At 37.3% G+C, this 26,104-nt stretch carries 25 protein-coding genes and 1 pseudogene; 9 read left to right on the top strand and 17 right to left on the bottom strand.

Annotated features, from left to right (window positions below):
* The 4 genes from AM608_RS02250 to AM608_RS02230 all read left to right on the top strand — a co-directional run bounded on the left by AM608_RS02250 (position 1) and on the right by AM608_RS02230 (position 4,794).
* Positions 1-1,275 (top strand): glycosyltransferase, encoded by a 1,275-nt coding sequence (locus AM608_RS02250; protein WP_053580628.1) that lies wholly within the window; start codon positions 1-3, stop codon positions 1,273-1,275.
* 355 nt (positions 1,276-1,630) lie between these two features.
* Positions 1,631-1,942: a hypothetical protein gene (locus tag AM608_RS02240; protein ID WP_002672015.1), complete on the top strand. Its 312-nt coding sequence runs from the start codon at positions 1,631-1,633 to the stop codon at positions 1,940-1,942.
* A 135-nt stretch (positions 1,943-2,077) separates the two neighbouring features.
* Complete coding sequence (locus AM608_RS02235; protein WP_053580626.1) at positions 2,078-3,376, top strand: TolC family protein; 1,299 nt, start codon at positions 2,078-2,080, stop codon at positions 3,374-3,376.
* A gap of 191 nt (positions 3,377-3,567) precedes the next feature.
* Positions 3,568-4,794 carry an alpha/beta hydrolase gene (locus AM608_RS02230; RefSeq protein WP_053580625.1) on the top strand — a complete coding sequence of 409 codons (1,227 nt, stop codon included), beginning with the start codon at positions 3,568-3,570 and terminating at the stop codon, positions 4,792-4,794.
* 106 nt (positions 4,795-4,900) lie between these two features.
* On the opposite strand, the gene AM608_RS02225 is transcribed toward AM608_RS02230, so the two are convergent.
* Both AM608_RS02225 and dnaA read right to left on the bottom strand, forming a co-directional pair.
* The gene (locus AM608_RS02225; RefSeq protein ID WP_053580624.1) at positions 4,901-6,073 is read right to left on the bottom strand and encodes an alanine dehydrogenase; all 1,173 of its coding nucleotides are present in this window, start codon (positions 6,071-6,073) and stop codon (positions 4,901-4,903) included.
* A complete protein-coding gene (gene dnaA / locus AM608_RS02220; protein WP_009417739.1) occupies positions 6,073-7,494 on the bottom strand; it encodes a chromosomal replication initiator protein DnaA in 1,422 nt (473 codons plus the stop codon). The genes AM608_RS02225 and dnaA overlap by 1 nt, the downstream gene beginning before the upstream one ends.
* 201 nt (positions 7,495-7,695) lie before the next feature.
* On the opposite strand from dnaA, the gene AM608_RS02215 reads away from it, so the two are divergent.
* Positions 7,696-8,112, top strand: coding sequence for a thioesterase family protein (locus AM608_RS02215; RefSeq protein WP_048747655.1), 417 nt, complete (start codon positions 7,696-7,698; stop codon positions 8,110-8,112).
* Between the two features lie 97 nt (positions 8,113-8,209).
* Here the strand turns inward: AM608_RS02215 and AM608_RS02210 are convergent, their stop codons facing one another.
* Entirely contained in the window at positions 8,210-9,037 is an 828-nt protein-coding gene (locus AM608_RS02210) for a purine-nucleoside phosphorylase (protein WP_009417762.1), read from the bottom strand.
* A 117-nt stretch (positions 9,038-9,154) separates the two neighbouring features.
* Entirely contained in the window at positions 9,155-9,970 is an 816-nt protein-coding gene (locus tag AM608_RS02205) for a M48 family metallopeptidase (RefSeq protein WP_015782949.1), read from the bottom strand.
* A 946-nt stretch (positions 9,971-10,916) separates the two neighbouring features.
* Here AM608_RS02205 and AM608_RS02200 point away from each other — a divergent pair.
* Genes AM608_RS02200 through AM608_RS02190 form a run of 3 tightly spaced genes read left to right on the top strand, consistent with a single transcriptional unit; the run spans position 10,917 to position 13,588 of the window.
* Positions 10,917-12,176 carry a tetratricopeptide repeat protein gene (locus AM608_RS02200; RefSeq protein ID WP_034575722.1) on the top strand — a complete coding sequence of 420 codons (1,260 nt, stop codon included), beginning with the start codon at positions 10,917-10,919 and terminating at the stop codon, positions 12,174-12,176.
* A 39-nt stretch (positions 12,177-12,215) separates the two neighbouring features.
* Entirely contained in the window at positions 12,216-13,004 is a 789-nt protein-coding gene (truA, locus tag AM608_RS02195; protein WP_053580623.1) for a tRNA pseudouridine(38-40) synthase TruA, read from the top strand.
* A gap of 59 nt (positions 13,005-13,063) precedes the next feature.
* The gene (locus AM608_RS02190; protein ID WP_009421613.1) at positions 13,064-13,588 is read left to right on the top strand and encodes a membrane protein; all 525 of its coding nucleotides are present in this window, start codon (positions 13,064-13,066) and stop codon (positions 13,586-13,588) included.
* Between the two features lie 56 nt (positions 13,589-13,644).
* On the opposite strand, the gene rsmG is transcribed toward AM608_RS02190, so the two are convergent.
* Entirely contained in the window at positions 13,645-14,262 is a 618-nt protein-coding gene (rsmG, locus tag AM608_RS02185) for a 16S rRNA (guanine(527)-N(7))-methyltransferase RsmG (protein WP_053580622.1), read from the bottom strand.
* A 67-nt stretch (positions 14,263-14,329) separates the two neighbouring features.
* Between rsmG and AM608_RS02180 the strand changes: the two genes are divergently transcribed.
* Positions 14,330-15,274, top strand: a complete 945-nt coding sequence (locus tag AM608_RS02180; RefSeq protein WP_253273501.1) for a DUF4421 family protein — start codon at positions 14,330-14,332, stop codon at positions 15,272-15,274.
* Here AM608_RS02180 and AM608_RS02175 read toward each other — a convergent pair.
* The 12 genes and pseudogenes from AM608_RS02175 to AM608_RS02120 all read right to left on the bottom strand — a co-directional run bounded on the left by AM608_RS02175 (position 15,222) and on the right by AM608_RS02120 (position 25,872).
* Positions 15,222-16,373: a class I SAM-dependent methyltransferase gene (locus AM608_RS02175; protein WP_053580620.1), complete on the bottom strand. Its 1,152-nt coding sequence runs from the start codon at positions 16,371-16,373 to the stop codon at positions 15,222-15,224. The genes AM608_RS02180 and AM608_RS02175 overlap by 53 nt on opposite strands.
* Before the next feature lie 31 nt (positions 16,374-16,404).
* Positions 16,405-17,493 (bottom strand): magnesium/cobalt transporter CorA, encoded by a 1,089-nt coding sequence (gene corA / locus AM608_RS02170; RefSeq protein ID WP_009417725.1) that lies wholly within the window; start codon positions 17,491-17,493, stop codon positions 16,405-16,407.
* 236 nt (positions 17,494-17,729) lie between these two features.
* Positions 17,730-18,359, bottom strand: a complete 630-nt coding sequence (locus AM608_RS02165) for a class I SAM-dependent methyltransferase (RefSeq protein ID WP_053580619.1) — start codon at positions 18,357-18,359, stop codon at positions 17,730-17,732.
* Between the two features lie 15 nt (positions 18,360-18,374).
* A complete protein-coding gene (locus AM608_RS02160; RefSeq protein ID WP_053580618.1) occupies positions 18,375-18,662 on the bottom strand; it encodes a YciI family protein in 288 nt (95 codons plus the stop codon).
* A 34-nt stretch (positions 18,663-18,696) separates the two neighbouring features.
* A complete protein-coding gene (locus tag AM608_RS02155; protein ID WP_053580617.1) occupies positions 18,697-19,374 on the bottom strand; it encodes an SDR family oxidoreductase in 678 nt (225 codons plus the stop codon).
* Position 19,375: 1 nt separating this feature from the next.
* Positions 19,376-20,851, bottom strand: coding sequence for a DASS family sodium-coupled anion symporter (locus tag AM608_RS02150; RefSeq protein ID WP_053580616.1), 1,476 nt, complete (start codon positions 20,849-20,851; stop codon positions 19,376-19,378).
* 165 nt (positions 20,852-21,016) lie between these two features.
* A complete protein-coding gene (locus AM608_RS02145; protein WP_009417746.1) occupies positions 21,017-21,295 on the bottom strand; it encodes a SemiSWEET family transporter in 279 nt (92 codons plus the stop codon).
* Positions 21,296-21,366: 71 nt separating this feature from the next.
* Positions 21,367-21,874 (bottom strand): annotated as a pseudogene (locus AM608_RS02140) (hypothetical protein).
* A complete protein-coding gene (locus tag AM608_RS02135) occupies positions 21,871-22,314 on the bottom strand; it encodes a hypothetical protein (RefSeq protein ID WP_009417735.1) in 444 nt (147 codons plus the stop codon). Before AM608_RS02135 ends, AM608_RS02140 begins: the two are co-directional and overlap by 4 nt.
* 261 nt (positions 22,315-22,575) lie before the next feature.
* The gene (locus tag AM608_RS02130) at positions 22,576-24,030 is read right to left on the bottom strand and encodes a lipopolysaccharide biosynthesis protein (protein ID WP_009417722.1); all 1,455 of its coding nucleotides are present in this window, start codon (positions 24,028-24,030) and stop codon (positions 22,576-22,578) included.
* Between the two features lie 3 nt (positions 24,031-24,033).
* Complete coding sequence (locus AM608_RS02125; protein ID WP_053580615.1) at positions 24,034-25,383, bottom strand: lipopolysaccharide assembly protein LapB; 1,350 nt, start codon at positions 25,381-25,383, stop codon at positions 24,034-24,036.
* 42 nt (positions 25,384-25,425) lie between these two features.
* Complete coding sequence (locus AM608_RS02120) at positions 25,426-25,872, bottom strand: GyrI-like domain-containing protein (protein ID WP_053580614.1); 447 nt, start codon at positions 25,870-25,872, stop codon at positions 25,426-25,428.
* Positions 25,873-26,104 lie beyond the last annotated feature (232 nt).

Raw genomic sequence — 26,104 nt, 5'->3', positions numbered from 1 at the left:
ATGAGAAAGGTAATTATCATCACTTATTATTGGGTGCCTGCTGGCGGACCTGGTGTACAACGTTGGTTAAAATTTGTAAAATATTTACGAGATTTTAATATAGAACCTATTGTATATATTCCTGAAAACCCAACTTATCCTATCATCGATAATGAAATAGGAAACGATTTGCCTACCGATATACAAATTATCAAACATCCTATATGGGAACCTTATGCTTGGGCTTCGTTATTCTCTAAAAAGAAAACCCAAAATATTAGTTCAGGTATCATTCCGCGTAAAAAAGTTTCTATTTTAGATAAAGTATTACTTTGGATACGTGGTAATTTCTTCATTCCCGATGCTCGCAAATTCTGGGTAAAACCTTCTGTAAAGTATCTGAATAAGTTTATAAAAGAAAACCAGATAGAAACTATTATCACTACTTCGCCTCCTCACAGCGTACACCTTATAGGTTATGAGTTAAAGAAACAAATTCCTCACCTCAAATGGATTAGCGATTTCCGCGACCCGTGGACAACTATTGGTTATTACAAAGATTTACGTCTTACCAAATGGGCAGATAAACGTCAGCATTATTGGGAAAAAGAAGTGTTACAACAATCAGACTTGGTGATTACAACAAGTTTCAAGACGCAAAAAGACTTTCAGCAGCTTACCAATACTCCTATTGAGGTGATTACCAATGGTTACGACGAGGAAAAAACAATCACCCCTCCCCTATCCAATAAATTCCTTATTTCGCACATAGGTTCCTTATTATCAGATAGAAACCCCAAAATACTGTGGAAAATATTAGCCGAATTAGTACGCGAAGAACCTCATTTTGCCGAAGATTTCACACTTTGTTTTGCAGGCAAAGTAAGTGAAGAAATCGAAGAAGATATTCGCCATAACGGACTTACACCTTATTATATTAATAAAGGTTATATTAGCCATCAAGAAGCTATTGGTTTGCAAAAGCAATCGCAAGTATTGTTGCTCATCGAAATAGATTCCGAAGAAACACAAGGTATTATTCCGGGTAAACTGTTTGAATATATGATTTCAGGGCGACCTATTCTCGCCATAGGACCTCATAACTGGGATGTTACACCTATTCTCACTGAAACACAAACAGGTACTTTTGTAGGATATACCGATGCCTCTCAGATGAAAGCCAAAATAGTAGAGTTCTATCATCAATTCCTACATAAAACACTTAAAACCAACCCCAAAGAAGTAGAACAATACAGCCGTAAAGCTCTTACTCAGCGGTTGGCTCAACTGATATGAAAAGTTTTCTTATTTATCACATTTTTTCTATTAATGAAAGATTTTCTACGATAAATAATCTTTTTCTTTTGTTTATTAAAAAATAATACATACCTTTGCAGAGAAATCTCAAAAGGTACTTTTTCTGCTTCTTTTACAAAAGAAGAGAAAACTATCTGGGGAAAACAATTTCCTATATAGAGAATTAAAAAATACATCTTAATAAAACGATTTTTCATATAGAAAACCAAAAAAACTATCTTGGGAAAATTATTTCCTATGTTGGGAACTGAAAAAACTATCTTAGTAAAACGATTTTCTATCTAGGAAACAAATAAAACAAGTAATTATTTCATAAAATTTAATTGACAATCTTATGGCAAAGAAAACTTATTCAACCAATTTAGTCGAATCACAAGTGATGATTGACGGGTTAAAAGGTCGTAATGACAAATTGCCTTTGGGCGTGAAAGCCGAAGACATTACCAAGCTTGAAGAACTCCGCAAGAAGATGGAAACGCTCAACAGCGAACAAGAAAAACTCAAAGCCGACCTCAAAACTAAGACTCAAGAGCTTAGTAAGACTATTACCGAAATAGAAAGTAAAGTATCTTTCATTAAAAAACTCATAAAAATTGATATTCCCCAAACACAATGGAAAGAATTTGGTATTGAGGACAAACGATAAGAAAAAATACCTTGTTAGGCAGTATGTCCTAACAAGGTATTTTTTGTTAATGATAAATAGTTAAGAACGAATTACTTTGTATAATATAATAATTCGGGAACAATATATAATATCAAACTTATTGAATAGAACAAAATGATGAAAAAGTTATTTTTTTTACTTTGTTTACTGCCTTTTTCAGTAGTAGCACAAAAACTGTGGACATTAAGCGACTGTATTCAGTATGCCAAAGAAAATAACCTATCTATTAAACAATCGGAAATAGATTTAAAAGCCACAGATATTGATAAAATGCAAGCCAAAGCAGGTTTCTTGCCCTCGGTGAATGGTAACGCATCTTATAACTTAAATGAGGGGAAAAATATCAATCCTGTAACCAATCAGTTTGAAAATGCTTTCTTTCAATCGGCATCAGGAGGAGTAAGCGTAGACCTTACTCTTTTTGCAGGACTACAAAATTGGCGCAAGTTACATCAGGCGGAACTTAATCGCATAGCTTCTCAATATCAGTTAGATAAAATGAAAGACGATATAGTACTGATGATTATCAATGCCTATGCTGAAGTGTTGAGTAATAAAGAACAAATCAAGAATTTGAAAGCACAGTTAGAAATTTCAAAGGAAAGTTTAACGCGCACCCGTGAACTTATTGGTGCAGGTTCTTTACCCAAAGGAGATATTTATGAAGCCGAAGCACAACTGCTCACACAAGAACAGCAAATAATAGCTACCGAAAACGCTCTCTTTATTGCAAAAATGGGTTTGGCACAATTACTTTTGTTAAAAAACTATCGAGATTTTGATATTGCAGATAGTGCTTTTGAGCAACCTTCTGCTGATATTCTTAATAAAACTCCTGAAGAGATTTATGAGCGTGCCAAAGAGGTAATGAGCGATGTAAAATTAGCCGAAGCAAATATGCAAGTAGCTCAAAATAATTTGCGCTTATCACAATCGGCTTATTCACCACGCCTTTCGGCTCAATGGGGTTATAGTTCACGATGGAGTAAGAATCAATCGCAAGATTTTTGGCAACAGCTTGATGCTAATAAAGGTATGTATGCAGGGTTATCGCTTAATATTCCTATTTTTAACGGATTTTCAACTTTAGGAACTGTAAAACGTCAGCGATTAAATTTTCTAAAAAGTCAATTTGCTAAAGAACAAGCAGAACTTACTTCTGAGAAGAACATTTATCAAGCCTATAACGATGCTTCGAATGCTAAAAAGCTATATGAAGCAAGTGAAAAGACGGTACAAGCAAAACAACAGGCGTTTAGTTATGCGCAAGAGCGTCATAATGTAGGTTTAATGAATACTTTTGATTTTAGTCAAGCTAAATATCAGTATGAGAATGCTCAAAACGATTTTGTTAAAGCCAAATATCAATATATTTTTAAGTTAAAAGTATTAGAATATTATTTTAGTCATTAATACAAAGTCGATGTTTTTTTGTCCAACTTTGGTACTTTCGAACAAGCCTTATTATAGATTATTTTAGATAAAGTAGAACCTTTAGCTTTGTTGTCTACCCAAATACCTGACAATTGGAAAGGTGTAATCAAAGATGCTCGCAACACTAAGTACAAAAGTCATAAAAAGTAAAATTACTAATTTATTTATATATGAAAAAATACATACTATTCAGTGCTATAACCTTATTTGTTGTAGGGCTACAAGCACAAAACAAATTCAAAGTAACGCCTGATGAGGCACGTAATGGTTCGTATACTATTAGTCCTACTTTGCCTAAAGACGGAATGATAAAAGCAGGCACGGTTCTTACACTCAAAGCAACTCCTGCCACTGGCTATATTTTTGATAGTGGCTATTACTCTTTACCAGAACAGTGGGGGGCTATGTTTTATGAACAATCTACACCTGAGTTCAAAGTGAAAGTAGACAAAGATATGAATGTAGGAGCTTGTTTTATACCTAGAAAAGCGGAAGCTAATCTGAAAGTAGTGCAAGATATCGTTTATGCTAAACCGGGAGTAAAACCGCTGAAATACGATGTATATAGTCCTAAAGGTAAGCAAAATCTACCTTGTATCGTAATTATTCACGGAGGTGGATGGAGCTCCAATACTGAATCGGTGATGAGAGGTTTGGCACGCGAACTAGCAAACAGTGGCAGATATGTGGTTTTCAACATTGATTATCGCTGGATAGACAAACTTGACGGAGATAGTACTCCTACTCAATTGCACCAAATTATAGAAGATGTGTATGGGGCTTTGTTACACATTGCTGAAAACGCTGCTAAATACGGAGGCGATAGCAGTAAGTTACTTCTTACGGGCGATAGTGCGGGAGGACATTTATCGGCTTCAGCAGCAAATTTTGTAGAACGCATAGGCGATAGAGGTTTTGGTAAAACGCAAGGTGTTTACGAATTTATGCCTACCTATATGCCTAAAGGGAAAACTGTGGCACAAGTGCGCAATGAGTTGGCTAAAGCTATCAAAGCTGCTACACCCAGCTATGGAGTATTTCGTTCTGAAATGCTTACCCATCGCTTTAAAGACTATCCTTATTTAAATGAAATTGCACCTATCAACAGTATTCCAGAGGCTTCTAAAAGAACAGTACCCCAATTGTTGTTTAGAGGTTCAGAAGATGAACTTATAAAAGATGAAGAGGTTAAAGCTTACGAACGTGCCCTTTCCAAAGCCGGTCAGAGGGTGGAGTATATACAAGTAGGAGGTGCCAATCACGCTTTCTTCGATTGGAAACCTGATACTAAAACACAAGCAACTTTCAACAAATACGGCAAATACCACGCTCACGAAATGTTGTTGTTCTTTGATTCAGTATTAGAAGATCTTAACAAAACAGAAAATACAAATTAGAAAATAGAAAAAGGAAATTAGAAATAATAGCAAAATGTCCGAGAAGTTACCTCTATAACTTCTCGGACATTTTATTATCAAAGTATTAAGTAAACTTATTCTGTATCTATAAAAACAATAAATGTAAAGGTTTGTAAGGCAATCCGAACCACTCGGAGATGTTGTGATGAGTAAGGATTCCGTGATAAGAATAGAGTCCATTTCTAAAACCTTTGTCTATTTGTAAAAGGTTTTCTACACCTCCCTCCTCTCCTATTTTCAGTAAGTAAGATAATAGGATATTGCTGAGCAAAGTTGAAGCTGTATGAGCATAACGGGAAGGTAAATTAGGCACTCCACAATGTACTACTTCGTATTTTGTAAAGGTAAGTTGTTCTAAAGTGGTAAGTTGACTGGTTTCTATACAGCCCCCTATGCCAATACTAGCATCTACTATCACAGCACCACGCTTCATTTGTTGTACCATCTCTTCGGTTACTACTATGGGCGAGCGACATTCTCCACTCATAGCCCCTATAAGCACGTGGCAATGTGTTAAGGCTTCTCGGAGTAACTGAGGTTGCAAAGTAGCGGTATATACTGAGGAGGGCAAATGTGTGCGCAGTTTTCTCAAATCGGTGAGAGAAGGAGCAAATATCTTTACATTGGCACCCAATCCTAAGGCAGTTTTAGCAGCAGTTTCGGTGAGTTCGTTTGCTCCCAAAAGTACTACCTCAGCAGGCGGTATTCCAGTGATATTGCCGAGCAAGAGTCGGTTTTCTTCTGCAAGCAGTTCAGAGGCAGTGAGCACAGCTGCAATACCTGTGAGCTCATCAACCGACTGCTGTATAGGGTGATTTTCTGCTTCGTCCTTTATATATTCAAAAGCTAAGGCAGTGATTTGCTTTTGTGCAAGCGTCTCGAAGTAAGTTTTATCTTGTGTGTTAAGTTGTAAAGCCGACAACAATACGGATTGAGCATTAAAGTAAGCGAGTTCATCAGTAGTGGGTGGTTGAACTTTTAGCACAATAGGACACGCGAATACTTCTTGGGTATCATATACTATTTCAGCACCTGCCTCACTATAGTCGGTATCAGAGAAATGAGCCTCCTCCCCTGCCCCAGCCTCTATTAGTATTTGATGTCCATTAGCTACTAATACCGCTACTTCATCGGGAGTTAAGCAGATGCGATGCTCCTGAAAGGTGTGCTCTTTGGGAAGCCCTATTTTCAAAGATTTTTGTTCATTGCTTACCGCTAATCGTTCTTCTTGTGGTAATAGTTGAGATAAGGATTCCATCAGTCAGAGAATTTAGTTTCCAAATCACTTACATATTTCTTGAATGCACGGTCGGTTTCTATTAGATTTTCCACCGTTTTACAAGCGTGTAGCACCGTAGCGTGGTCGCGTTGTCCTATCTGGCTTCCAATAGTAGAAAGCGAATTTTTGGTGTATTTCTTCGAGAAAAACATCGCCAACTGTCGTGCTTGAACCACATTGCGCTTTCTGGTTTTTGAATGCAAGGATTCTATATCTAAGCCAAAGTAATCGGCGATGATTTGCTGAATATGGTCAATCGTCAAATCGTTTCGATTATTCTTCACCGATTTATCAATAATGCTTTGTGCAAGTTCTATAGAATACTCTTTGCGGTTGAAAGCTGCTTGTGCAATCAGTGAATTACTCACTCCTTCGAGTTCACGCACATTGGTACGAATATTTTCAGCCAAATAAGCGATGATATCCTCGCCTATTTCAGCGCCATCATTATAGAATTTATTTTCTAATATCTTATAGCGTGTTTCATAGTCGGGCGTTTGTAGTTCGGCTGAAAGCCCCCATTTAAAGCGAGAGAGCAAGCGCTGTTCGATATCGAATAAATCAACCGGTGCTTTATCGGAAGTGAGGATTACCTGTTTCCCATTTTGGTGCAGATGATTGAAGATGTGAAAGAAAGCATCTTGGGTTTTTACCTTCCCTGATAGGAACTGAATATCATCGACTATCAGCACATCGATGAGCTGATAGAAGTGAATAAAGTCGTTAAGTGTATTCTTATCTTTATCTTTGGCTGTGGAAGCACTGATAAACTGTTGGGTGAACTTTTCGGCAGAGACGTATAGTACCTTCTTTTTAGGGTATTTTTCTTTAATATCTACCCCAATTGCGTGTGCCAAGTGGGTTTTACCTAAGCCTACTCCTCCGAAGATAAACAGCGGATTGAAAGCCGTACCCCCAGGTTTGTTGGCAACTGCCATACCTGCAGAGCGGGCTAAACGATTGGAAGCCCCCTCCACAAAGTTGTCGAAGTTCTGATGTAAGTTCAGCTGAGGATCAACAGTTATTTCGCGAATACCCGGTATTACGAAAGGATTTTTAAGTCCAGGGTCTTTGGTTTCAGTAGCTAAAGTCAAAGTCTGTTTTGCTAATTCCGGCCGATTAGTACTAGGAAGTTGTTCTTTAGTAAGAGGAGTATCGACAATATATACGAGGCGAGAGTTTACACCTAAGGTAAAAGTCATAGCTGATTTGAGAAGAGAAATATAATTTTCTTCTAACCACTCGCAAAAGAATTTACTGGGCACTTTGATTTTTAGGGTATTGCCCTCTAATTCCACAGGTACGATAGGAGCGAACCAAGTGTTAAATGGTTGCTCAGTGATATTGTCTTTTATGAATTCAAGACACCTACTCCAGACTTTTTCAGCTGCTTCTTTCATCTTTTTTAGTGCTACTTTTTAGCTAAAAATTTGATTATTAGATTTTTTTACTAATTTTGCCGGTGATAAAACTGTTGTTTTTTCAGTGAGCAAAGTTGTGAATAATTTTTGAATAAAAAAAATATTTAACATTTGTTTTTGTACTTTTATTTTATATGGGAGTACTGTTAATGTTTTGTTAATATTTATATCTATCTAAATATGAAAGAATTATATTTTGATTATGTATTGCGTACACGCTATGCAGAAACTGACCAAATGGGGGTAGTGTACTATGGAAATTATCCTCAGTATCTTGAACTGGGAAGAGTGGAGTGGCTAAGGTCTATTGGCTTTACCTATAAGGCGATGGAAGAAGAAGGAATAATGATGCCTGTGGTATCTCTGCAAATTCAGTATAAAAAGCCTGCTTTGTATGACGAACTCATTACTATTCGTACCAAGTTAAAAGAATTACCCTCTACAAAAATAGAGTTTAACTATGAAATTCTCAATGAAAAAGGAGAATTACTCTCTACGGCTAATACTGTATTGGTGTTTGTAGATGCGAGGACTTTCAGACCGGTGCGTTGCCCTGAGAAGGTGCTAAAGCTTATAAAAGCAAAAAGTGAAGAGTAAGGAGTAAAAAGTAAATAATTTGGTAATTTAACTTTGCCAAAGGTTGTAGCACAACAAGCTATTGAAACTTTGGCAAAGTTTATACCACAACTAAAAACTATTGATAGCTTTTAATCAAATTCTTCACCAATAATATCACGTTTGGCATTGCGATATTAGCGGCGTTGAGTACTTCTTCGTGTGATACATCGGGGGAGATGTCGGGACCACCTAAGTCGGTGATGACTGAAAGGGCACACACTTCCATATTCTGATGACGTGCTACAATTACTTCGGGCACGGTACTCATACCTACAGCATCACCTCCTAAAATGCGCACCATACCATATTCGGCTGGGGTTTCAAAAGAAGGACCTTGCAAACCTACATACACTCCTTTTTGCAGCTTGATTTTATGTTTCTTAGCTATCTTTTCGAGCTCGGTTATCATAGCTTGGCTATAAGGCTTGCTCATATCGGGGAAGCGTGCACCAAATAGGTCTAAGTTCTTACCGCGTAGAGGGTGCTCAGGAAATAAATTGATATGGTCGCGAATAACCATTACATCACCTATTGAAAAGTTAGGGTTCACCCCTCCTGAAGCGTTAGAAACAATCAGACGTTTAATTCCTAATTGTGCAAAAACGCGTATTGGGAAGGTTACTTCTTGCATTGTATATCCTTCGTAATAATGCACACGCCCTGCCATCATTAGCACATAGCGGTTTTCTATTTTACCGTAAATCAGTTTACCTTTGTGTCCTTCTACAGTAGATTTAGGGAAGTTAGGGATATTGTTGTATTTAATCTCAGAAATTACTTCTACTTCATCTTCTAACTTATTGAGTCCAGAACCTAAAATAATAGCAAATTCAGGAGTGTGCTCTGTGATGTACGACTGTATGATGCGAGCCGTTTCATTAATTTTATCGTAAACTTGTTGCATATCTTTATAATGTTTTATTTGTTACCTATATTGGTGTGAATAATACTAAAATGTTGACAACCTCTCCCTATACTCCTTCAAAAGAGGAATTGTAGCGATGCTTATCATATCTTTTAGCTATTGAAAATGGGTGACTCCAAATTTAGCAGCTTCAGCACGTGCTTTGGGTACTAAGGCAGTGAGGTTTTTGATACGAGAGGCATCAGAAGGGTGGGTACTTAAAATAGTAGGTGTAGATTTACCATTATTCTTGGCACTCATACGCTTCCATAGCTCAGGAGCCTCAGCGGGGTCATAACCAGCAATTGCCATAATCTGGATACCTATGGCATCGGCTTCTGTTTCGTTGGAACGACTAAAGGGCAACATTACCCCTAAGTTAGACCCTAAGCCGTAAGCGAGCATAAACTGGTCGGTATAAGCAGCGTATTTGCTGGTTTGCAAGGCTACTGAACCTGCAATAGCACCTATTTGTTGTAAGGTAGCAGCACTCATACGTTGTGCCCCGTGGTCGGCTAAAGCGTGAGCCACCTCGTGCCCCATTACCACTGCCAAACCTGTTTCGGATTGTGTAATAGGTAAAATTCCCGTATAAACCACAATCTTTCCTCCTGGCATACACCAAGCATTTACCTCGGGACTATCTACCAAGTTATATTCCCAACGATAATCATCTAAATAGCCTTTATAACCATTGGTATCGAGCCATAGTTTGGCAGCTTTGGCTATGCGTTCGCCTACGCGTTTCACCATAGCGGCATCATTTGTGTTTTTCACTACCTTATTAGATTTTAAAAAGGTGGAATACTCACTAAAAGCCATCGGAAATACCTGACTATTAGGCATAAAGTTAAGGGTACTCTTCCCTGTAAAAGGGTTTGTCTTACAAGAAAAGACAATTAAAAGGAATGCGATTAAAGTTAATTTCTTCATAAGATTTTATTTGAGGGCAAAGATACAAATAATAATCGGAAATACAATAGTAATACTTTATAAATTTTATTGTTAATAAAAAACAATAATATAATAGGTGAAAAGTATTCTTTTTACAGTGAGACTACGTGCCAGAAATTAAACAAATTGGTTTCAAAATTAAAAGAGAATTAAGGATATGCCTTGTGAAATGATTATTTTAAGACTTCAACTTTGCCAAAGTTTAAACTTTGGCAAAGTGTATACCGCAAAGGAGACTAATAATCAGTATTGTAAATATATAGGACTCACATTAATATCATAGGTGAAAAGTATTCTTTTTACAGAGAGACTACGTGCTAGAAATTAAATAAATTCGTTTTAAAATTAAAAGAAAATGAAGGTTGATTAATACAAGCACTATATGACTTTGGAGAAGCTGAGAAAAAAATGCTAAAATTTCTAAAATAGAGCATATTTTTTTAAAATAAGACAACAAAATTCTTTTTCATCTTTTAGCGAATTAAAAATAATAATTGTTTGTATATCAGTTAGATATAAAATATACCTATCTTACCTTTTAGATGTATCTTAACCGAAGGAAGAGCGAAGGAAAGACGAACCTAAGACGAAGGAAAGACGAAGGAAGGAGGTTACTAAGTTGAATCTCAATTAGTAGAAAGAGGTATTTACGTTATTGAGAAAAAAATCATAAAAACGTGATTTTGGCGAAAAAATGCAATTTTTAGTGTGAGTAACTTTTGAGGAACGTTTATGAGAATTGAAAATAGAGAGATATAACTTTCGAGGAACTTCAACGGACTAATTGTCAGAAGTATGCGGTTGGCACAAGTTTTGTTGCTAAATAAAAAGTTGATAATATTTGGTGCTTTAAAAATAAAGTGCTACATTTGCGACTTCAAATTAGTACATAAAACAAAAAACTGCGTTAAAATTGCAAAACAATATGAGAAAACCATTATTAATGGCTGCTGCCTTACTGATTTCGGCAGTGGCGTTCGGACAAAAAAAAGAACTCAAAGAGATTGAAAAACAAATCCGTAAAGGAGATTTAACAACTGCTAAAAGCGGATTAAGCTCCATTAAAGGTTCTATTGAGGGTACTGAATTTGCACCTCAGTTCTATTTCTTGGAAGCACAAGTGAATGTGGAGGCTGCCAAGAAAAATGAAAATGTATTGGCTTCGTTGCAAGCGGCTTCTTCAGCTTTTGCCAAAGTAAGACAATTAGAAGGAGGTAAAGGCAAATACACAAACCAGTTGCAAACTTTGGCTGATGAGGCTATTAATATTGCAGCTAAGCAAGCACAAGACAATTACGAGCGTAAAAACTACAAGAATGCTTCGGTTGCTTTTGAACAAGTATACCGCCTCAGTCCGCGTGATACTGTATTTTTGTACAATGCGGCAGTAGTATCGGTTGAAAATAAAGATTATGACAACGCTGTGAAACTTTATAAAGAGTTGAAAGACTTAGGTTATGACGGTGCTGAAACACTTTATTTGGCTACTAATAAGCAAACTAAAAAAGAGGAAACTTTCCCTGATAAAAACCAGCGTGATTTGATGGTAAAAGCAGGTACTCACGAAAAAGCTAGAAATGAAAAAACGCCTTCAAAACGTGCTGATATCGTGAAAAATATTGCCTTTATTTACGTAGAGCAAAACAAGACTGATGAGGCGCTAAAAGCTTTTGCAGAAGCAAGAAAAGCTTATCCTAAAGATGCTAACATCATTCTTGCTGAAGCGAATGTTTACTTGCAATTAGACAATAAAGAAAAATTTAAACAACTAATGCAAGAAGCTGCACAGCTTGACCCTAATAATGCTGACCTTCACTACAATATTGGGGTTATCAATATGCAACAAGGTAACAATATAGAGGCTCGTAAAGCTTTTGAACAAGCCCTTAAAATTAAACCTAAATATGCTGATGCTACTTTGAACCTTTCGACTACTTACATTAATGAAGGTAATGCTTTGGTTGAGCAAATGAATTCATTAGGCAATTCGGCTGCTGATACTAAGAAATTCAATGAACTTAGAGACCAAAAAGAAGCTTTGTTTAAAAAAGCTGCTGAAGTATTAGAAAGCTACGTGAAAGCTAATGGCAACGATAAAAATATCTTGGAACAACTAAAGAGCATTTATGGAGCTTTGAGCGACAGTGCTAACTTCCAACGTGTTAAAAAACTATTGGGTGAATAATAATTTAGTATAAGATGTTCGTTAAAAGGTAACAGAGTTATGCTCTGTTACCTTTTACTTTTTATAAAGATAAAAATGCGTTATTTTATAGAACTTTCTTTCTTTGGTAAAAACTATTACGGTTGGCAATCCCAGCCCAAAGCTATTTCAGTGCAAGAAGTTTTACAGAAGGCTCTTTCTACTCTTTTGAGAACGCCTATAGAAGTTGTGGGAGCAGGTCGCACTGATAGTGGTGTGCACGCTTCGCAGATGTATGCTCACTTTGATGTGACAGAAGCGTTGCCCGCTAATCTGGTTCACAAGTTAAATGCTTTTCTTCCAAAAGATATAGCAGTTCATCATATATATGAAGTACAGCCTAATGCACACGCCCGTTTTGACGCTTTGAAACGCACTTATCAGTACCATATTAGCACTCAAAAAGATGCTTTTGCTTACGATTATGCGATGGCATTTACTCTTCCGTTAAATGTAGCGCTTATGAATGAAGCGGCTCAAATACTTTTTGATTATACTGATTTTCAGTGCTTCTCTAAAACACATACCGATGTAAAGACATATAATTGCAAAATATACGAAGCGCATTGGAATAAGGTGGAGAACCAACTCATTTTTACTATTACTGCCGACCGTTTCTTGCGTAATATGGTACGGGCGATTGTAGGAACACTTATAGATGTAGGCTTACAGAAACTTTCGCTTACAGATTTTGAAGATATTATCCTCAGTAAGAAACGCAGTAAAGCAGGAGCATCGGTTCCTGCTTGTGGGTTATATCTCACTCATATAGAATACCCCGAAAGTCTCTTTGTTGAAAAAAAGGATTAAATATTAGCATTATTCAAGAAGAATTACTACCTTTGCAAACTTTTAAAACAAAAACAGAAATGAAATATTTACAGAACAAATATTTAAAGATAGTTATAGCCGTGCTTATCATAGCGTGGGCGGTATATCAGTTCACACAGGGGAATATAGGAAATGGTATAGCGCTTATTTTGCTTTCTCTTATTCCTATTTTACTCTATTTTCGGAACGAATTTATACTTCTCACATTCTTACGTTTGCGCAAGCAAGACTTTGCAGGAATGGAAAAATGGCTCGGTAAAATAGCAGACCCTCAGACAGCTTTACTCCGCAAACAACAAGGCTATTACAACTATATGTACGGTATTATCTACTCGCAAAAGAACCTTACTCAAGCAGAAAAATACTTTCGTAAAGCCCTACAATTGGGACTTACGATGAGTTATGACGTAGCGATGGCAAAATTGAGTTTGGCAGGTATTATGATGCAAAAGCGGAAAAAACGCGAAGCGCAGGAGCTCCTCACTGAGGCTAAAAAGCTAGATAAACAAAACTTGATGAGCGACCAAATAAAGATGATGCAACAACAACTCAAGAAAATTTAAAGCATAAAAAAGGCTGTCGTTTTAGACAGCCTTTTTTATGATTTGGTTCTAATATTTTACCCCTTTAAATACACTATTTTCTTAGTATCGAAGAAAGGTTCATCGTAATAACTACTGATATCAGTCAGTACTGCCTTAGGGAAAGGTGCTAACTCCTCAGTAAGGTCACCGCCTTTTAAGTAAAGAATACCATTAGGGAGGTCGTTTTTGGAAGTCTTCTTGAACTTTCCTTTTACCCAAGGTACAAAGTCCTTCATTTGAGTAACAGCACGACTTACCACAAAGTCGTAAGTATCTTTTAGTTCTTCGGCTCTTATCTGCATAGCCGTTACATTGGTTAGCCTTAAAGCTTTTACTACTTCTTGTACTACTTTTATTTTCTTTCCGATAGAATCGACCAATGTAAACTGACAGTTAGGAAACATTATAGCCAAAGGTATGCCAGGAAAGCCTCCACCAGTACCGACATCTAATAGTACTGTACCATCAACGAACTGAATGCGCTTAGCAATAGCCAAACTATGCAACACGTGTCGCTCGTAGAAATCGTCTATATCTTTGCGAGAGATGACGTTTATTTGAGCATTCCACTTTTCGTACAGCGGTTTGAGCTCTGCAAATTGTTGTTGTTGCAACTCACTAAGTGAGGGAAAGTATTTGAGTATGATTTTCATAGTTGCTAAAAATGTATTACTTTTGCACCCGTTTTTATATATTATAATGAATTTACGAGCCTTATTATTGATTTTTTTGTGGGGAGGTTGCCTTTCGTTCTTTGCACAAGAGCGCGATACTACCTACATTCAACCTTATCCGCAAGAAATATGGCTCAGAGCATATACTCCTACCAAAATGCTCATACTTACGCAAGGGAAAGAGGCTTATTCACCCAACTACCCATTTAGTTTAGGAGTTGGAATAGGTTTGCGCAAGATATTAGGGCTTAACGTACTTTATGCACAGAACTTATTCCGACTAAAAAATGAAACAAATCTAAAAACTCGCAGTATTGATATACAAGCACATAAATACGGTAAACGCATACTTATAGATGCTTATTATCAAGACTATACAGGATTTTATATCGATAGAGGTAAAGGGAATTATACCCTCTTCCCTACCCTTTCTACCCAGCAAATAGGTGTAGAAAGCACTTACGTATGGCGTGCAGACAAGTTCTCGGCGCGAGCTGCCTTTGAGCAAAGCGAACGCCAAGTGAAATCGGCGGGGAGTTTGCTTTTTGGCAGTGGTTTCTATTGGCATCGCATAGAACCTGATGCTAAAACAGAGAATGTAAGTAGCGAGGCTTTTGAGAATTTCCAAATAGGTTTTCACGTGGGCTATGGCTATTCGTGGGTAGCTGGCAAACACTGGTTACTTACAGGGGCGTTTATTGGTGGATTGAATTTTGGTAACCAAATGGACATACTGCAACAGCTGAATATTAAGGTTTATCCTACTTCTGTGACGCGCTTTTCGTTTGTATATCTGAAAGATGATTGGACTGTAGCCTTATCGGGAATTTTTAATAACAAGTCAGTTTATCCTACCGATAACAAACCTATTCGCTTGATTACTCCCAGTGTACAACTATCGTTTACTAAGCATTTTTACCTCAAAAGAAAAAACTTTCTCACTCGATTGCCTTCCCTAAAAGTACGACCAACCCCTCAACGGAACGGGTAAAGATAAGATATTCATTACCACCTTCCACGATATGGTATTTCTTTTTAATTTCTGCTACCGATAACGGATAGTTTTTAGAGAGAATACAATATTTACTACCTTTTTTTAACTCTTTAGGATTGATAGGAGTTACCTGCAAAACACGTCCGACAAAGGGCTTTTTTAGCTGCTCGGAAGTGTATAGATGAGTATTTACGTCCAACTTCTCTACCTCAAAACGCTGCGTTATATAATTAAAAGCTCCTGATTTCAACAAAGCATTATTAGGAATATACAAGTACTTTTTAGGCGCACTATACACCACTTGAGAACTATGCAACACTTCTTCTGCAAATTGCAAAATAGGCTCTTCAGTCTCCAAATTCACACAATGTATTTGTACTTGCGTTTCTTTTTTAGGTTCTTGTACTACCAATACCTCCTTTACTTCATTGCGCAAGGCTACCAAATGTATATGTGTTATCTTGGGTAGCGTATGCAACAGATAACTAATGTCTATCATAGGTGATAGTTTGGTAAGTACTTTATCTGCTTTTTGCAATAGTACAGACTGTAACTCTAAAATATTAGGTGAGAGGTCTTCTAAGAGAAACTTCTTTTGTTTGAGTGCGTCTCTACGGGCAGGATCGAGATAAATAAGGTTGTAATGTGCTGTTGTGGCTTTCAAAAAAGCTTCTGCGCTTCCATTTATAAATGTAGCCTTGCGCCCTAGAACCTGCCAATTATGTTCTACTTTGCTCAGAAGTTCCTTATTTTGTTCTATCAACATAACTTCTTTAAACTTCTCTGAAAGAAAAAATGCATCAATACCGAACCCACAAGTAAGATCTAAAAAACGTTCTCCGTGCAAGCCTTGTGCCTTGTACTGAGCGGTTGCCTCGGAGGAGGTTTGCTCTAAATTAAGTGTTGGAGGGAACAATATACCTTCCGTAGTAAGCAAAAAAGGAAGTTTTTTAGTTGCTGTACGCCTGCCTTCAATCTGTTGTGCTAACTCTTTGTTAGAAATGCCATTGAACACAGGTTTCTTGAGGAGCAATGTTGTAGTTGTCCCCTCGTATTCCCTGATAAAGCGTTGTACATTCTCCTCTAACAAATACATAGTGCGCAAAGATAGTGCATTTTTACAAAAATCAAAGCCATTTTTTGCGTTTGAAGTAGAAAATCATTGTTACTGAAATACCTATCATCACCAACCATACTAACGGATATGCCCACCATACTTCTAATTCAGGCATATACTTGAAATTCATACCGTATACCCCCACAATAAAAGTGAGCGGAATAAAAATAGTAGAAATAAGGGTGAGCAAGCGCATAATGTTGTTCATTTTGTTACTCATTGCCCCCATATAAGTATCCGTAAGTCCCCAAAGGATATCGCGGTAGGTGCTTAAAGTCTCTACAATTTGCACCGTGTGGTCGTGGAGGTCACGGAAATAATGCTTAGTATCGATGTCGATAAGATGATGAGGGGTTTTCTCTATCTTGTTTACTACCTCACGCGAGGGCGTAATTGATTTCTGCAAAAAGATAGCACTCTTTCTCAACAACTGGATTTCGGAAATCATATCTTCACGAGGGTGAATAATAATATCATCTTCAATGGTTTCAATCTTATCGCTTACTTTATCCAAAATCACAAAATAGTTGTCTACAATAGCATCTAAGAGTCCGAATAGCAAATAGTCAGCGGGGCGTTTGCGCAGACTGCTATCGGCGTTTTGCAAACGTTTGCGTACGGGGTCAAACACGTCTTCGTCTTCACTTTCTTGAAAAGTGATGAGGTAGTTTTTGCCCAATAATAATGCTAAGTGCTCTGAAATGAGTTGCTTATCTTTGCCGTAGTACAGCATTTTAATGATCACAAGAATATGTTCATCGAGGATTTCTACTTTCGGACGGTGTTCGGTATCGAGTACGTCTTCCAAAAATAGGTTATCTAAATGAGTATAAGCACCTAACTTTTTTACTTCCTCAATATTGTTTAAGCCGTTTACATTCACCCACGTGATACGGCTATCGATTATAAATTTAAGAGCTTCCTCAGCCGAAGAGACTTTCTTTACCTCACAAGAATGCTCGTTATAGGCAAAGACTTCTATATTGAGAGGCTTCTCTTTATTACCGAAATACACCAGACTACCGGCAGGCAAACCTACCTTTTTGGAGCGATTTGCCTTGCGTTTCCTCTTGGTAGTAGAAACTATATTTTTACTCATATATAATTATTATATTAAAATATTGGTTATTAATATTTTATTAAAACATTTTAAAGCTAAAGTATAAGTATTATAACAAAAACGAAAGCATTAGTAAGCGTAATAAATGCTTGTTACTTTTGTTTAAATTGGTGGTTAATATACTGATTATTAGATTATTTTCACATTTATATACATAGTAAATAGATACTTTATAGAATATACATTAAATAAAAAGTTTATATTTTTATTATAAGTTACTTATATTCAGTATTTATTAGCTCGTAAAACACCCAACCTTGCATTCTTTCTTCTTGTATTAAGGATAGTCCTACTGAGTTTAAAAATTGACTAAAATTTTCTGTTCTTTTTAGTTTAGGAAGGTAATAACTAATCTTTGCATATTCACAAGCAATGAGAAAAATGCCTTTGTTTGAGAGTATGCGTTTGACTTCCAAAAAAGCCTCTTTGAGGTCTTGCCAATGGAAGTGTGTTTGAAAAGCAGTTATCAAATCAAAAGTTTTATCACCAAATGAGGTATGCCGAATGTCCTCTAACTGAAAGATAGCCCTTGTATGAAGCTTCTTTGCTTCCTTAATAGCGATTTCGGATATTTCAATTCCCCAAACTTCACTATGAGGAAAATATTCAGTGAGCAGGACAGTTGATTTGCCATTTCCTACTCCTATATCTAATATTTTTCGTAGAGCTTCTGACGGTTTATAAAATCCTAACGCCCATTGTACCATTGGTATATAAACACGATTAAAAAGTCTCATCATTATTACACCTACAAAACCCGAAGGCTTTTTAGACTGCTGAATTAGGTAATAAAGCAGGAGTATTAAGATTGAGAAAGTAAGGGCTGTTAGAAAAATAATTTTCACTTGTTAATTGTGGTTTTAAGAGAGTACCTTACCGAACTCCTCAGAGAATTTGGTAGGAGTAAACTCAATGACCTGGTAGGTTGCTATTTGGTGCTGATAAAAAGGGTCTTGGGCAATGATAGCTTCTACCTCTCCCCTACTACCTGCCTTGCACAAAATTATACCACCTACACGAGGTACTTGTGCTCCTGAAGCGACAAAATGTCCTGAAGCATAATGCTTATCTAAATAAGCGCGATGTGTTTCTAAATGTTTTTCAACCTCTGAAAGGTCTTTTTGATACGTTAAAATAATGATATACATATTTTAGTTTATTAGTCGTTAGTTTTTAATTGTTTTATGGAGTTGTATTGGCTACTTGTAATACTTTTCCATTGAATACCTTACTACCATTAAGGGCAAAATCGACAATGTAGCGTGCCATTTGTTGTGGGGTGATATTAGCTTTATAATCAGGGAAGGCTTCAGTGAGCATTTCGGTCTGTACCGCACCTAAGGCTAAAGTATTGAAAACGATACCGCGCTCTTTGTATTCTTCGGCTAAGAGCTCCGATAAGGTAATAAGAGCACCTTTAGAGGAACTATACGCTGCCAAACCGCCAAACTTCAAACTCCCTTGTATGCCTCCCATACTGCTGATACTTACCACGTGCGACCCATTCCTCATAAAAGGCAATACTTTCTGAGTGAGTTGTGCCACTCCGAACACATTCACCTTATACACTTCTAAAAAGTCAGTTTCAGTAAGTTGTTCAAAGGGTTTGTTAATAAGTTTGCCTGCGTTATGAATGAGTATATCCACGGACTGCCATTGTTGCAAATAAATGACTACCGTTTGTAGGTCTTCTGTTTTTGTAATATCAAAAGAGAAACAATGTACATTAGGCAAATTGAGTGCCTCTATAGTAGCAGTATGCCGCGAAAGGGCTAAAATGTTATGCCCTTCCGCAGCCAACTGTTGTACCAGCGCAAAGCCTATACCTCTGCTGGTACCTGTTATGATAATGTTCTTCATATTAGCCTAAGAGATGTGTTTCTCCTACAATAAATAAAACAAGGTACCCTATCACCATACTGATAAGCCCTACGATAAGCCCCATTTTTAGCATATCGTTTTGTTTTACTAAGCCTGTAGAGTACGCAATAGCATTCGGAGGGGTAGAAATAGGTAAACACATCGCTGATGATGCTGCCAAAGCTATCCCAATAAGCACTGTAGAGGTACCTCCTATTGCGCTTAGGTTTTCTCCCATTCCTTGACAAATAGTTACCAAAATAGGAATTAACAAGGCTGCCGCAGCGGTATTGGAAATAAAGTTACTGAGAAGATAACAAATAAGTCCTGAGGCAATCAATACTATTATAGGCGACCACGACCCAAATGGAATGGTATCAATAGCAAGTTCGGCTAAACCCGATTCATTGATACCTAAACCTAAAGCAAATCCTCCCGCTACCATCCAGATAACGCTCCAATTGATGGACTGTAGGTCTTTGGCAGTAATCACACCTGTTGCTGCAAAAATACCCATTGGTACTAAGGCAACGGTATTGGCATCAATACCCGTTAATTCACTGGGGAGTAGCCATAAAAGAATGGTAATGATAAAAGTGCCACTAACTACCCACATACGCCAACCTTGGTGTACTTTTCCTAGAATATGTAAGTTAATTGTTTTTTGAGTAAAAGGGAAGAATTTTAATATAAGTCGCCACGAGATGAAGAGTAACAAAAGTACCAATGGGAACATAAACGACATCCATTCGCCAAAATCAACGCCCATATTCAGTCCTTTTGGGTCATTAAGAGCTTGTAGAGCAATAGCGTTAGGGGGTGTACCAATAGGGGTAGCCATACCGCCCAAGTTAGCAGCAATCGGGATACTCATCGTGAGTGCGGTACGTCCTTTGCCACTTGCAGGCAATGCTGCAAAAACAGGTGTAAGGAAAGTGAGCATCATAGCTGCCGTAGCAGTATTGCTCACAAACATTGAGAAAATACCCGTAATGAGCAGGAAACCCAATAACACATTCTCGCTTCTATTCCCAAACGGACGTATCAAATTCTTGGCAAGCAAGACGTCTAACCCCGATTTGGTGGCGGCAATAGCCAAGAAAAAACCACCTAAAAAGAGTATAATTACAGGGTTGGCAAAGGTAGCCATAATCTCTTTACTGCTGAGTAGTTTTCCGAAAATCTCGTTCTCTTCTCCTTTAAAGAAGAACAGACTGTGGTTAGAAACCGTTAAACACATTAGGGTGATGATACCCAGCGAAGTAGCCCACGAAGGGATAGCCTCACTAATCCACATAAGAGTGGCAAACACAAAAATAGCGATAATTCGCTGATGTACCACCGTTAGTCCGCTAATATGAAACACCTCAGTAGGTAAATTCCACACTACAGCGGTTACAATCACTATACATATCAAAGCGATAAGGTGTTTTTTTTCAAAGTGATTGGTCATTACATTTTCTAATTCTTTAGACATAATATTTTGGTAAGTTTAAAAAGTTATTTGCTATTTAACAAACGAATGACAAAGGTATAAAAAAAGAATAATCCACCAAAGAAAAACGATAGTTTTTTATTGATGGATTTATTTATATTTTACTTTCTTTGTTTTAATTGAAATATATCCTATAACTCAATCTATTTAAAGAGAAGTAATAAAAGTTAAAAATCCTAAAACAACCCCTACCAAATTAGGAATAATGAGAATATAATCGGGCTTAGGTTCTTTTGTCCATCCATACACTACCCAGATAAGACAAGATCCTGCTGCAAACAATGGTTGCCAAGGTTGTGCTTTGTGTCCTTCTAAGTTAGCCATAATTTGAGGAATATAAGCTACAAACACTGCTACCCCTATAAAGGCTCCAATCGAACCTATAAATAAATTAATTTTTTGTTTGGTATTTCTTTTTTCTTTCATAAAAAAATATTTTTTTGCAAAGATAATAATTTCACAAAGAAGTATCAAAAATAATTAGAAAAATTTTGGTTTTACACTCCCCATAATGAAGCCTGTAATCTTTTGATATAAGAATCCTCAATAACATCAATAATAGCCAAAGTATCTCTTGGAATAGAAATACATTTTTCCAAAAGGCTTTTCAGTAAGTTTTCCAATGCCAAAGTATATTCTTGATAAGTAATAAGCTCTTTTGTCTGTTCTATAAATGATAAAACTAGTGAATTGGTTGAGAAATCACTAGTAAGTTGCTTTATAAACAAGTTAATTGTGTAAGAAAGTATACTGATAGGGTCGCAAATTCTAATTCCTAATTTCTCTTGAATAAGAGCCTCTACTTCTTCTTTGGTTTTTTCCCATTCTTCTCCTTCTCCCATAAACTGTAACTCATTGATAACCTCCCACAGCTCATTTGTGGTATTATAGTCTCTGAAAATTGGAAGTATAATCTCCTACTTTTTTAGCATTATAGCCTTCTTTCCAAAGGGCTTGTAAGCCTTGAATGTAATAGACAATTGCTTTTATCTCTTCTAAAGTCATTTTATTACACTTAGTTTTTCAGGTTCATTAATAGGAATTCTTAGTCGTAAGCCAAGTTCAGAACGAGCGATTATATGGTTTGTATCCTCAAAATAGGCTTCCTTAAAATACTCGCTATTATCCAAAAACAAAAACCATAAAAGTTTCCCTTTTTCTTTATTGATAATGTAAATAAAACCATCTCCTTCCCAACTACATTCACCTCCATAAATTTTATATTGGGCATTCTCTACCATAATTTTCGGATAGAGATTAGAGACATAATCCTCTTCGTTATAAGAAAAATAACTATCTAAGGTAGATTGGCACAAAATTCTTAGGTGATACTTCTCTTTAATCCATTGTCCTTCTAAAACAAGCATATCACCATTAGGGTAAGTAATAGATTTGATAATAGGATAAGTGTAATTTTCAAGAATGTTTTTGATACGTGGATGCATATTACATTTATTTTTTTAGTACATTTTATGGTTACTAAAATCCAATGACAAAGATACAGAAAAAAAGTATCATATACAAAGATATTTTGGGATATCTTTTATGATGAACAAATTCATAACAATTATACAAACATACTTAGCATAGAGTTTCACTGAACAATAAATGAGAGAAGAACGAACCTACAGTGGGTCTACAGTGGCTCTACAGTGGCTCTACAGTGGGTCTACTCTATACGAAAAGCGAATACAAGGACTAATTTACTAATTACTAAATCGGCGAATAAGCTTTATTAACTCCTCCGAAATTCCCAATTTAAGAAGAAAAAATACACTGACTCCCCCTACGAGTAATGATTTTAAGCAGATATTTACAAGAGGGTGAAACGGAAAGTCCCAAAAGAAGAAACCTCCTATGACTACGATACCAAAGAGGGTGGTTTGTAACGTTTCTTTATAAAAAGGCTGCAAGTTGTATTTGCGATACACAAAAACCGACTTGAGTAGGTTATATGAACTAAAAGCGATTAGGGTTGCTAATCCCGCCCCATTGATGCCGTAAAGCGGTATGAGCCACATATTCATTAAAACGGTGCCTATGACCAAAAAAACACCCAAAAACAGTACGGTACGATAATAAGGTGAATTGAGCAATACTGCATTGTTGAAGCCTACTAAGGCGTCCGATAGCTTTACTACTGATATTATGACAAGCACTGTGAGTCCTGTGCTGTAATCCTTATCGGGCAGAAGAGCGTAACACTGCTGGGCGTTGACGATGATAAGCACACAAATCACCATACTCACAAAATAAGTATTCACAGTGCTGCGTTTATATAGGTCGGATAGCTCTTTTAGCTTGCTTTGATTCATAAATTGTGCCGTCAGCGGACTCACAATCTGGTACATACTCCTATACGGAATGGCAATCACCGTAGCTGTAAAAATGGCTACATTGTACACCGCTATTTCGCCAATGGGTAAGTATTGGTTGAGCATAAACTTATCAATATCCATCAATACGGAAGCTACCGAGCCCGATAAAATCACAAAAAAGCTGTACAAAAAGACTTCTCTCTTGTTCTTAGGCAATCCCCAAGCAAATTGCGGTCGGCGGACATAGAAAGCGAAAACAAACATTAGGAGCATACGCAAGGCATACACCCAAAATACGCCCCATATCAGTTGGTGAAAGTCGATGAGCTGGAAATAAATAGCTAATAGCAGGAGCATCACCCCTACCCTATGGAATACCTCTTTAAGGAAATTGCCAAAAACGGTTTTTAGCTGTACGCGCGTCCACGCATAAGCAATTTCAAAGTAAGCCATTGCTACGGAAGTGAGGAAGATGAGGAAAACGTAATCGCGCACTTCTTCGTTTTTAGCCGAAAGCCATTGCGCAATCTGTTCGTACCCAATTACCCCGACAAAGGTGGCAGGCACAATGATGAGCAAAGGCAAAAAGCAAAGCATCAGGTTGAATTGCGCTTGCTCTTTCTTATCTCGATAAGCAGTATAATAACGCACCAAGGTATTGTTCACCCCAAAGGCAATAAGAGGGGACAGAATGGTGGCGGTGGAAGTAACATAACTCACTAATCCGTACTGAGCTTTGGAGAGGAAGTAAGTAAACAAGAAAAGGGTGTTCAGTGCCCCTATGGCAAACCCTAAATAGGTAGCCAACACATTCTTAAACGATTGACGGAGCACTATCCCCATAAACTATTGTATTTTAAAGTTGAATTTGTGTTCAAAAAACGACTGCCATTCGGGTGCGTGTTGTAAACCTAAGTGGTAATAATGAGTAGCCTCCTCTAAATCGTCTAATCCGTAATAAGCCAAAGCAATACGATAGTAATTCTCCAGCTCGTGCGGGTAGATTTGCACTATATCGGCAATGATAGACAAGGCTTCTCGGTATTTTTGAGAGAGTAATAGTAGGTCAATCCATTCGATGAGGGTAGTATAGGAATAATCGCCGTTTTGTACCGCTTTCCGATAGCCGTATTCTGCTTCTTTTAGGTTCTGAAAGTGATAATAATTCAGCTCGGCATAACGGCGCCAATAATAAGGCTCATTAGATTCAAAAGTAAGTACCTTCTTAATGTATTTTAGAGCCTTAGCGTGATTATGACGCAAGTAATGGAAGTCGGCTAAGGTAATCCAAGCCTTGTCGAGCTGAGGATCTTCGTGAGTAGCCCTGAAATAATACTCTTCTGCCTTGGCATCGTTACGCATTTTCTCATAACAACGCCCAATGTGCAGATAAGCTAAAGCCGAAGGGTCGTCTAAGGTAAGAGTAATCTTATAGTTTTCGATAGCTTTTTCGTAATCTTCTATCATTTCGAGCACACGAGCTTTCTCGAAATAAGCCCCCGTGAAAGTATCGTCGCTGATGATAGCAAAATCGAAGCAACGCAAGGCATTTTTATGGTCGGTAATGGATAAATACAGCTTACCGAGGTAATACCAAGCGACTTCACAATAAGGATTTTGGTCTAAATAAGTGTTTAGAAAGTCGGTTGCCTCTTGCACTTCTCCCAACACCTCATAGCAGAACACCAACTGTTGGAGCGCGGTATAATCCTGAGGGTCTTCTTTCAAACATTTGGTAAAATACTTTTTGGCATTGGTATAATCCTCCGTATAGAGGTATTCCATTGCCATTAGGGCATAGATATTCGAAACGTCATCGGTAAGTGTGATGGCGTATTGTAGCAACTCAATAGCACGATGATGTTTGTTCATTTTAGAGTACAGATTAGCCTGTTGGACGTGTACTTCGGCATTCATAGGTTCTATGAGCAACAGTTCATTGAGGAGTTCCGAAGCCTCTTCTAAGCGGTCTTCAAACACCAATTGTTCTGCATTTAGCAATTTAAGTGATGAAGCATCGGGGTGTTGTGACAAACCGATTTCCAAGGCACGTTTCGCTTTGCTAATGCGTCCGTATTCTAAGTAATATTCTACGATTTCTTCAAATTCATCAACGTCGAAAAAGAGAATGTTATTCTCTTTGAGCATCAATTCGAATTTGGTAACCGCGTAGTTTTCTTCTTCTGGTAACATCATTTTAGTTAAGAGGTTTTTTGGTAATCCTCTATTTTAAGTTCGCTATTTGTTCTCTTTTACACCTATAAAAATATCTACTTCGGAGGTATCACCTTGCTGAGACTTCTCGGTGTAGCACTCATAGTCATATACATAAGTACGATTGAGCGTGGCGTCGTTGTCCCAGATATGTTGCCACATCGCCCCTACTGCTTGAGGCATTGCGCCTTTGGCTACAAACTTTTGAAAGGTTTGCTCAGGGAATTCCCTGCCCTCTAAGCCGTCGGGAATCGTGCTGAGCGTGGTAACTTCCACCCCTATTATACAAGTATAAGGCTCGGTATAGTCCTTTTGGTAATCAGTGTAGATGCTGTAAATGGCATCGCTTACCTTATTGGGTATTTTTGCCATAAGTTGCTCGCTAAAAAAGCGTTGCCAAAGGTTCCCGATGTCTTGCATCGCTTGTCCGTTCTGATTGGTAGTGCGTACACTAATTCCGATGATTTTCATTTTTTATATGATTAATTGTTATATAGAACATCACTCTTGGAAATATTCTCAAAAATGAAGGAATAATTCTTGAATTTTTCGAATGAAATAAATCTTGTAGCCATTTTCTTGTCTTTTTTAATGGTTAAACAAATAATTTTAGTAAATTTCTAGTTTATATTGTGCCCTATGGACTTGATTTTGTATCCTACGGACTTGATTTTGGTTTCTACCGAGTTAATATTGCGTTCTA

Source organism: Capnocytophaga sp. oral taxon 323 (genome assembly GCF_001278825.1).
GTDB classification, from domain to species: domain Bacteria; phylum Bacteroidota; class Bacteroidia; order Flavobacteriales; family Flavobacteriaceae; genus Capnocytophaga; species Capnocytophaga ochracea.
Note: the sequence above shows the minus strand (reverse complement) of the source record. Positions and strands in the feature narration are given on the sequence as shown.

Coding starts and splice junctions, on each gene's coding strand:
- AM608_RS02135 (WP_009417735.1), bottom strand. CDS start 22,314: ATGCATCCACGTATCAAAAACATTCTTGAAAATTACACTTATCCTATT.
- dnaA (WP_009417739.1), bottom strand. CDS start 7,494: ATGAAAGAAGCAGCTGAAAAAGTCTGGAGTAGGTGTCTTGAATTCATA.
- AM608_RS02200 (WP_034575722.1), top strand. CDS start 10,917: ATGAGAAAACCATTATTAATGGCTGCTGCCTTACTGATTTCGGCAGTG.
- AM608_RS02160 (WP_053580618.1), bottom strand. CDS start 18,662: ATGTATATCATTATTTTAACGTATCAAAAAGACCTTTCAGAGGTTGAA.
- AM608_RS02155 (WP_053580617.1), bottom strand. CDS start 19,374: ATGAAGAACATTATCATAACAGGTACCAGCAGAGGTATAGGCTTTGCG.
- AM608_RS02230 (WP_053580625.1), top strand. CDS start 3,568: ATGAAAAAATACATACTATTCAGTGCTATAACCTTATTTGTTGTAGGG.
- AM608_RS02150 (WP_053580616.1), bottom strand. CDS start 20,851: ATGTCTAAAGAATTAGAAAATGTAATGACCAATCACTTTGAAAAAAAA.
- AM608_RS02225 (WP_053580624.1), bottom strand. CDS start 6,073: ATGGAATCCTTATCTCAACTATTACCACAAGAAGAACGATTAGCGGTA.
- AM608_RS02120 (WP_053580614.1), bottom strand. CDS start 25,872: ATGAAAATCATCGGAATTAGTGTACGCACTACCAATCAGAACGGACAA.
- AM608_RS02205 (WP_015782949.1), bottom strand. CDS start 9,970: ATGAAGAAATTAACTTTAATCGCATTCCTTTTAATTGTCTTTTCTTGT.
- corA (WP_009417725.1), bottom strand. CDS start 17,493: ATGAGTAAAAATATAGTTTCTACTACCAAGAGGAAACGCAAGGCAAAT.
- AM608_RS02240 (WP_002672015.1), top strand. CDS start 1,631: ATGGCAAAGAAAACTTATTCAACCAATTTAGTCGAATCACAAGTGATG.
- AM608_RS02145 (WP_009417746.1), bottom strand. CDS start 21,295: ATGAAAGAAAAAAGAAATACCAAACAAAAAATTAATTTATTTATAGGT.
- AM608_RS02175 (WP_053580620.1), bottom strand. CDS start 16,373: ATGTATTTGTTAGAGGAGAATGTACAACGCTTTATCAGGGAATACGAG.
- AM608_RS02130 (WP_009417722.1), bottom strand. CDS start 24,030: ATGGGGATAGTGCTCCGTCAATCGTTTAAGAATGTGTTGGCTACCTAT.
- AM608_RS02190 (WP_009421613.1), top strand. CDS start 13,064: ATGAAATATTTACAGAACAAATATTTAAAGATAGTTATAGCCGTGCTT.
- AM608_RS02210 (WP_009417762.1), bottom strand. CDS start 9,037: ATGCAACAAGTTTACGATAAAATTAATGAAACGGCTCGCATCATACAG.
- AM608_RS02235 (WP_053580626.1), top strand. CDS start 2,078: ATGATGAAAAAGTTATTTTTTTTACTTTGTTTACTGCCTTTTTCAGTA.
- truA (WP_053580623.1), top strand. CDS start 12,216: ATGCTCTGTTACCTTTTACTTTTTATAAAGATAAAAATGCGTTATTTT.
- AM608_RS02125 (WP_053580615.1), bottom strand. CDS start 25,383: ATGATGTTACCAGAAGAAGAAAACTACGCGGTTACCAAATTCGAATTG.
- AM608_RS02250 (WP_053580628.1), top strand. CDS start 1: ATGAGAAAGGTAATTATCATCACTTATTATTGGGTGCCTGCTGGCGGA.
- rsmG (WP_053580622.1), bottom strand. CDS start 14,262: ATGAAAATCATACTCAAATACTTTCCCTCACTTAGTGAGTTGCAACAA.
- AM608_RS02215 (WP_048747655.1), top strand. CDS start 7,696: ATGAAAGAATTATATTTTGATTATGTATTGCGTACACGCTATGCAGAA.